Source organism: Pseudactinotalea sp. Z1732 (assembly GCF_049724975.1).
Taxonomy (GTDB): domain Bacteria; phylum Actinomycetota; class Actinomycetes; order Actinomycetales; family Beutenbergiaceae; genus CALKWS01.
Genome location: NZ_JBMPQC010000005.1, coordinates 263,767 through 270,216 on the forward strand (window position 1 = coordinate 263,767; position 6,450 = coordinate 270,216).

7 protein-coding genes and 1 pseudogene are annotated in these 6,450 nt (G+C 68.9%); 2 read left to right on the plus strand and 6 right to left on the minus strand.

Translation table 11 applies throughout. The features are described 5' to 3' along the window. The first annotated feature begins 12 nt into the window (after window positions 1-12). Window positions 13-831 (plus strand): acVLRF1 family peptidyl-tRNA hydrolase, encoded by an 819-nt coding sequence (locus ACPL7H_RS11950; protein WP_424797129.1) that lies wholly within the window; start codon window positions 13-15, stop codon window positions 829-831. 39 nt (window positions 832-870) lie between these two features. Beyond that, window positions 871-1,542, plus strand: a complete 672-nt coding sequence (locus tag ACPL7H_RS11955; RefSeq protein ID WP_424797130.1) for a DUF305 domain-containing protein — start codon at window positions 871-873, stop codon at window positions 1,540-1,542. Window positions 1,543-1,849: 307 nt separating this feature from the next. On the opposite strand, the gene ACPL7H_RS11960 is transcribed toward ACPL7H_RS11955, so the two are convergent. The 6 genes and pseudogenes from ACPL7H_RS11960 to ACPL7H_RS11985 all read right to left on the minus strand — a co-directional run. After that, the gene (locus ACPL7H_RS11960) at window positions 1,850-2,848 is read right to left on the minus strand and encodes an O-methyltransferase (protein ID WP_424797131.1); all 999 of its coding nucleotides are present in this window, start codon (window positions 2,846-2,848) and stop codon (window positions 1,850-1,852) included. Beyond that, window positions 2,820-3,662: a polysaccharide deacetylase family protein gene (locus ACPL7H_RS11965; protein WP_424797132.1), complete on the minus strand. Its 843-nt coding sequence runs from the start codon at window positions 3,660-3,662 to the stop codon at window positions 2,820-2,822. Before ACPL7H_RS11965 ends, ACPL7H_RS11960 begins: the two co-directional genes overlap by 29 nt. Next, window positions 3,659-4,618, minus strand: a complete 960-nt coding sequence (gene speB / locus ACPL7H_RS11970; protein ID WP_424787346.1) for an agmatinase — start codon at window positions 4,616-4,618, stop codon at window positions 3,659-3,661. The genes ACPL7H_RS11965 and speB overlap by 4 nt, the downstream gene beginning before the upstream one ends. Window positions 4,619-4,653: 35 nt before the next feature. After that, window positions 4,654-5,439 carry an SDR family NAD(P)-dependent oxidoreductase gene (locus ACPL7H_RS11975; RefSeq protein ID WP_424797133.1) on the minus strand — a complete coding sequence of 262 codons (786 nt, stop codon included), beginning with the start codon at window positions 5,437-5,439 and terminating at the stop codon, window positions 4,654-4,656. Further along, on the minus strand, window positions 5,440-6,147 hold the full coding sequence (locus tag ACPL7H_RS11980) for an SDR family NAD(P)-dependent oxidoreductase (protein WP_424797134.1): 708 nt from the start codon (window positions 6,145-6,147) through the stop codon (window positions 5,440-5,442). Further along, a pseudogene (locus ACPL7H_RS11985) lies at window positions 6,134-6,450 on the minus strand (hypothetical protein); the annotation flags it as partial. The pseudogene ACPL7H_RS11985 and the gene ACPL7H_RS11980, both read right to left, overlap by 14 nt.

Sequence of the window (6,450 nt, forward strand, 5' to 3'; positions counted from 1 at the left end):
GCTGAGGACGTCATGACCGTCCGTACGGTGCACGTGCCGATCGAGCGGATCGGTACGTGGATCACCGGCTTCGCCGACCGTCACGAGGGGGCCGTGGTGCTGCCCGAAAGCACGGCCGACGACGACGGAACCGAGGTCGTGCGGATCCGCGGCGGTGACGGGGAACTCGCCGAGTTCTCCCGGTGGCCCCTCGGCTCCGGTGCCTCCGGCGGGCGGGCCAGCCATGGCACCGGCCTCGACCTGCGGGCCGGGGAGGAGCCCGGCACCGCGCACGCCACCGACCCGGGCGCCACCAACCCCGACGCCACCAGCGCGGACTACCCCGACCCCGACGCCACCAACCCCGACGCCACCAGCGCGGCGACGCTGGCCGCGATCAGCGCCTGGTGCGCCCCGCCGACCCACCTGGGACTGGTGCTGATCCGCCGCGGAGGTTACGCCGTCGGCCGGGCCGAAGGCCCCCGGCTGCGCTCCCACAAGAGCGGCACCAAGTACGTGCAGTCACGCACCGCGGCCGGCGGGTGGTCCCAGCAGCGGTTCGCCCGCCGGCGCGGCAACCAGGCCGATGCGCTGGTGGGTGCGGTGGTGGAGTTGGCCGCGGCGCACCTGCTGCCCGGCCCGGCCGGGTCCGCGCCGGAACTGCCGCAGGGATTGGTGGTCGGCGGGGACCGGGCGCTGGGTGAGCAGGTGCTGGCCGATCCGGTGCTGGCGCAGGTGGCCGCGCTGCCCCGGCGCACGTTCGCCGATCTGCCCGAGCCCCGCTTCGTCGTGCTCGAACAGGCCCTGCGACGCGGGCGCAGCGTCCCCATCCGGATCACCCCGGCCAAGTAGGGTGGAGCGCGTGATCGTTCCTACCCCCAGCCCGGCATGATGCGCCGCCGCCTGGTCAGCGCCGCGGTGGCCCTGGTGGCCGCACTGGCACTCAGTTCCTGCACCGACCCCTCCCCGGAGCGCCCCGAGCCCACCGAGACCGAGGAGACCACCGCCGCCGAAGAGGAGGAGCAGGAGGACGAACCGGAGGCCGAGCCGCAGTTCAGCGACGACGACGTCACCCACGCCCAGGAACTCATCGCGCTGCACCGCACCAGCCTGGAGTTGCACCAGGTGATCCGGTCCAAGGCCGATGTGGTGGAGGAGGTGGACACGCTCTCCCTGAGTCTGTACACCTCCCACTACGACGAGGTGCAGGCCCTGGAGGGTATGCTCACCGACTGGGGTGCGGAGGTTCCCCAGGAGCAGGACACCGAGGTGGTGACCGATGCCGAGATCCGTGAACTCGGTCCGGCGTCGGGGGATGCGGCCAACGCGCTCTACCTGGAGCAGATGATCGCGCTGCACGAGGCCCGCTCGAGCATCTGCGAGGACGTGATCCTGGACGGGGAGAACCCTGAGTTGGTGGACCTGGCCCAGTCGATGCTGAACAGCCAGCAGCACGAGATCACGCACATGCGGGAGATCCTCGGCGGGCTCGACGTCGAGGACGAGCCCGACGACGGCGGCGACGGCGACACCGCCGACGACGACACCGCCGACGACGACTGAGGCACCACTGCCCTTGCATCGCCTGCACCCGCGCGCCCCGCTGGGCGAGGGCAGCGTCCGCTGGCCCTCGGGGCGGGCCGCCCACGCTCCCCGGCCACCGAGGGCGATCGTTGCCACCCAGGGCGATACCTACCGGGCTCGCCCTCGGCTGCCAGGCTCGCCCTCGGCGCGACGTGCCGGCCGGGTCGGCGCGCGGGCGCCGACCCGGCCCGCGCGGCCCGCTGGGTGGGGGTCGCGGCCGCGGGCCCTCGGGGCGGGTCTGAGGGGCCAGTCCAGGGTGAGCACGGTGGTGGCGGTGGCGCCCCGGTCAGTACTCCAGGCGGCAGTGCAGCGGAGCGCGCGACTCACCCAACACGCACACCCCCAACGGGCCCAGGTCCACCGACGCCGCCACCGAGGGTGCAGTGCTGATCTCCTGCCACGCGTGCCGCATGCCCTCGGACCAGTCGATGTCGTCGAGGACCACCACCCCGCGGGGCATCACGGCTTCCACCCGCGCGAAGTAGTCGGTGGTGGCCTGCCCGTCGTGGTGGCCGTCGATGAACACGTAGTCCGGTGCGGCCTCGCCCAGGACCGCGGGTAGGGTGTCGGCGAAGCGGCCCGGGACCACCCGGGCGATGCCGGACAGGTCCAGGGAGGCCAGGGTCGCCTCGGCAACCTCGGCCAGGGCTTGCCCGCCCTCCAAGGTGACCAGGTGGCCGTGCCCGTTCAGGCGCAGCGCGGCGGCCTGGTAGGCGGCGGAGATCCCCACCGCTGCGCCCATCTCCACGCATGAGTGGGGGCGGGTGTGCCGCACCAGCCGCATCAGCAGCGCCGCCCACATCCCGTCCTTGCTCGCCACCGTGGTCAGGCGCCCCAAAGACTGGGTGCCCAGGCGCCCGGCCGCGGCCTCGTCGTCGGTCGGCCTTGCGGTGGTGGGAGCGCCGGCGCCGTAGTCGCGGTACTCCACCATCCGGTCCGAGGCCCTGAGTTCCTCCCGGCGGACCTCGATGCGCTCGGCGACCTGCTGTTCGGCCGGGCTGAGTTCGCGGCGGGTGACGGCGACCAGGACCGCCTCGATGAGCGGGTCCAGTTCGCGCGGGGCGCCACCCAAGCCCGCGATGGCCGGGATTCGGGCGCCGGCGGAGGTACGCAACCGGCGGGCCAGCCGCGAGGACGCCAGCCGGCTCCCCGTCGAACGTGCTCGCACCCCGGCCTTCTCCTCCCGCGCGTGGCTCTGCCCGAGAAGTCCACTGACGCTGCGCACCCACGTCCCGGCCAGGGCGTGACTGGTGAGGTCATCCCTGGTCGAAGATGCTGCGGGCATGGCTGGCGATCTCCGCCATCGTGGCCACCCACACTCCCTGCGTCTGCACGACTTCCTGCATGAGTCGGCCGAGTTCCTTGGCGCGCCCGGGCCTGCCGGAGAGGAACGGATGGTTCGTCAACACCCAGCACCCACCCGCCTCGTGCAATCCGTAGAATTCTTCACGCCACAGCGCAGTGGCGTTCGCAGCCGTCTGGATCGGCCCCAGCATCGAAATATCAGGCAGGAAGCAGTATTGCTCCCAGTCGTCCAGCGCCCAGTGCAGCGGGATCTCAACGAGCGACTCGGCGTGGTGCTCGACCGTTAGCTCGTACGGGGCATCGGCGTCCATCAAGGATGAGTCGTAAAGGAACCCTCGCTCCACCAGAAGGTCAGGGGTGCGAGTGGACATGTCCCACATCGGCGCCCGGTAGCCCACAGGCCGTGAGCCCGTCAGGGCCTCGAGGATGTCCAGGCCGCGATCCAGTTCGTCGACTTCTTCGTCAACCGATACCGAGCTCGGCGGCAGGTGCCGGTACCCGTGGTGAGCGATCTCATGGCCGGCAGCCGCGATATCTCTGACAACCTCCGGGTAGCGCTCTGCGGTCATACCGGGAACAAAGAAGGTGGACCGAATCCGATGACGGTCGAGCAGGCCGAGTAGCCGCGGCACACCCACTCGTGGCCCATAGGCCTGGTGCGACATCACGCTCAGTCTCGATTCCGCTGCCTGACTTATCGCAAGCACCGCCGACTCGGCGTCGACGTCGAACGTGAAGGAAGCAGCACTCGTGGCGCCTGCCGGCCAGGGTAAGGGCTGTCCGGGGTTCGTCACGGCCGCACCTGCGCGGCCATGATGGAGAGCAGTTCGTAGGCAATGTGCGCGGCTGCCACCGCCGTGATCTGGGCATGATCGTACGGCGGCGACACCTCCACGATGTCAGCGCCGACGACGTTGAGGTCGCCGAGGCCTCGCAGCAGTTCCAGCAGTTCGCGGCTCGTCAGGCCGCCCGCCTCGGGGGTTCCGGTTCCCGGAGCCATCGAGGGATCCAGCACGTCGATATCGACCGAAACATAGAGAGGGGCATTGCCCACCCGCTCGCACAATCGCGCGAGCACAGCGTCGACTCCGACGCGATCGAAGTCGCGGGTATGCACGATGGTGAAGCCGAGGCGCTCGTCGTCCTCCAAGTCCGCACGCCCGTAGAGCGATCCCCGGATTCCGACATGTGCGGAATGGTCCTTGATGAGCAGTCCCTCTTCGATGGCTCGCCGGAAGGGCGTCCCGTGCGTATAGGGGGCGTCGAAGTACGTATCCCAGGTGTCCAGGTGTGCATCGAAGTGCAAGAGTGCGACGGGACCGTGGACTCTGGTGAGCGCCCTCAATGAAGCGAGCGCGATGGTGTGGTCGCCACCGAGCAGGACCGCCGGCCGGCCACCCTCGAGTAGCGGCTGCAGGCCAGTCTCTATGTCATTGAGCGCTGCTTCGATGTCGAATGGGTTGCAGTCCAGGTCACCGGCATCGACAACTTGGGCGGTGGCGAAGGGCGAGATGTCCTGGGCCGGGTTGTACGGCCGAAGCAGTCGCGACGCCTCCCGTATTGCAGAAGGCCCGAACCGAGCCCCGGGACGGAAGGTCACACCCGCGTCGAAGGGCACCCCGACCACCGATACGTCCGCCTCACCGACGTCGGACATCCTGGGCAGCCTGGCAAACGTCGTCAGTCCCGCGTATCGGGGCGATCGTTGCCCGTCCGTCGGTCCGATCGGTCCCGGGTTACGTACATCCATCCTTACCCCTCTGGTTGCTGCCTGATGTTGCGCCCTCACACGCGTGAACGCGTGGTACCACCGTTGGCCTGGATCGTCTGGCCGACGAAGGAGCGGAGTTCGAAGTCGGCGAGAAAGGCGATGAGGTCCGCGATCTCCTCGGGCTGACCGAGCCGACCGGCGGGAATTCCTTCCCGGTACTCGTCGTGCATCTGCTCGATCGTCAGGCCCGCTGCATCGGCATCGACCTGGAGTTGTGGCGTGTCGATCACCCCGGGCGCCACAGCATTAACCATGATTCCCTCCGGCCCGAGTTCACGCCCGAGACACTTCACGAGAGATATCAGACCCGACTTCGACGCCGCGTACGCGCTTGCGTCTCGCCAGCCGGTGACGCCCCACTCACTCGAGACCACGACGATCCGGCCCTCTCCGATCCTGCGCATCCCTGCCAGGACGGACTGGATGAGGTTGAAGGTGCCGCCGAGGTTCGTGTCGACCACGTGCCACCAGTCCTCGAGGTCTGCCTCGATCAGGGGGGCCATCGTCATCGCCGCGTGGTTGGCTACCAGGACGCTGACGGGACCGATCGACCCCTCAAGCTGGGCGATTGCTGCTCGCGTCTGTTCCCAATCCCGGATATCTGCCGGGGCAACGACGCCACCGATCTCCTCGGCAAGGGCCTGGAGTTCTGGCGTGTTGCGCCGGGCGTTGACGGCAACCGTTGCCCCAGCGGCGGCCAGCCTCCGAGATTCAGCCCGCCCGATGCCGCCCGTGGCGCCGGTGACGAGCGCGACCCGACCTTCGAGATCAGGACGCCCACCCGAAGTCCTACGTTCCACTCAGATCACCGCTCCCGAGTTCGGTCCGAACACTTCACCAACGCAGAACGTTCCACGCTCGACCAGGAACCGCACTGTGGCCGACACCTCGGCGGGCGTCGCCAGTCGGCGGCTGGGCAACGTGGCCAGGAAGCCGTCCTCGCGCCAGGGTGAATCGTGAGCCAACAGCGGCGTGTCGGTGGGCCCTGGAGCGACGGCGTTCACCCGGATGCCGTCACCGATCATCTCCAGCGCGACCGAACGAACAGCACCGAGAACAGCACCCTTGGCAGCCCCGTAGTGTGCGTCCCGGTCTCCGCCGCCAATAGCGAGTTCGCTCGCGATCGCGACGATCGCTCCGCCGCCACCGGCGCGCATGGAAGGAGCAACTGCTCGGGTCAGATTGATGAAGCCGCCGAGATGTACGCGGAGCATGCGGTTCCACTGGTCATGGCCAATCTCGGAGACCGGCGTCATCTCGTAGTGTCCCGCAGCCGAGACCGCGGCCCTGATGGGCCCCAGCCGTTTGGTCACCTGGTCGACCACCCGCAGGACGGCGTCAGCGTCGTGCATATCGACGGTGTATGACGCCGCCAATCCCTGGGCCTCGTGCAGGTCCAGCCCGGCGACCGCCCACCCCGCATCGGTGAGTTCGTGGGCTACGTAGGATCCGATGCCGCTCGCGGCGCCCGTCACCACTGCGACCGGCACGGCCTCACCCGAGTCCATCGGGACGCATCTCCTCGCCGATCTGGTCATCGGTCACCTCGACTCCCGTCATGTCCGGGATGTTACGGCGAACCGTCATGTACGCGATCAATCCGAGGATCGTCAGAACCGCGGCACCGATGACGATCGACCAGTCCATGACGGGAAGGTCGTTCACCGCCCGGGGCCACGCGATATTGACCAGTTGTAGAACGACCCACACGGTCGCAACAATGGCGATTATTCCTGTGACTGACCCCAGGCTGAATTTCCCACTCACCCAACGCCCCCGCAGATAGACGATGGCGAAGCCAAGGACCGGGA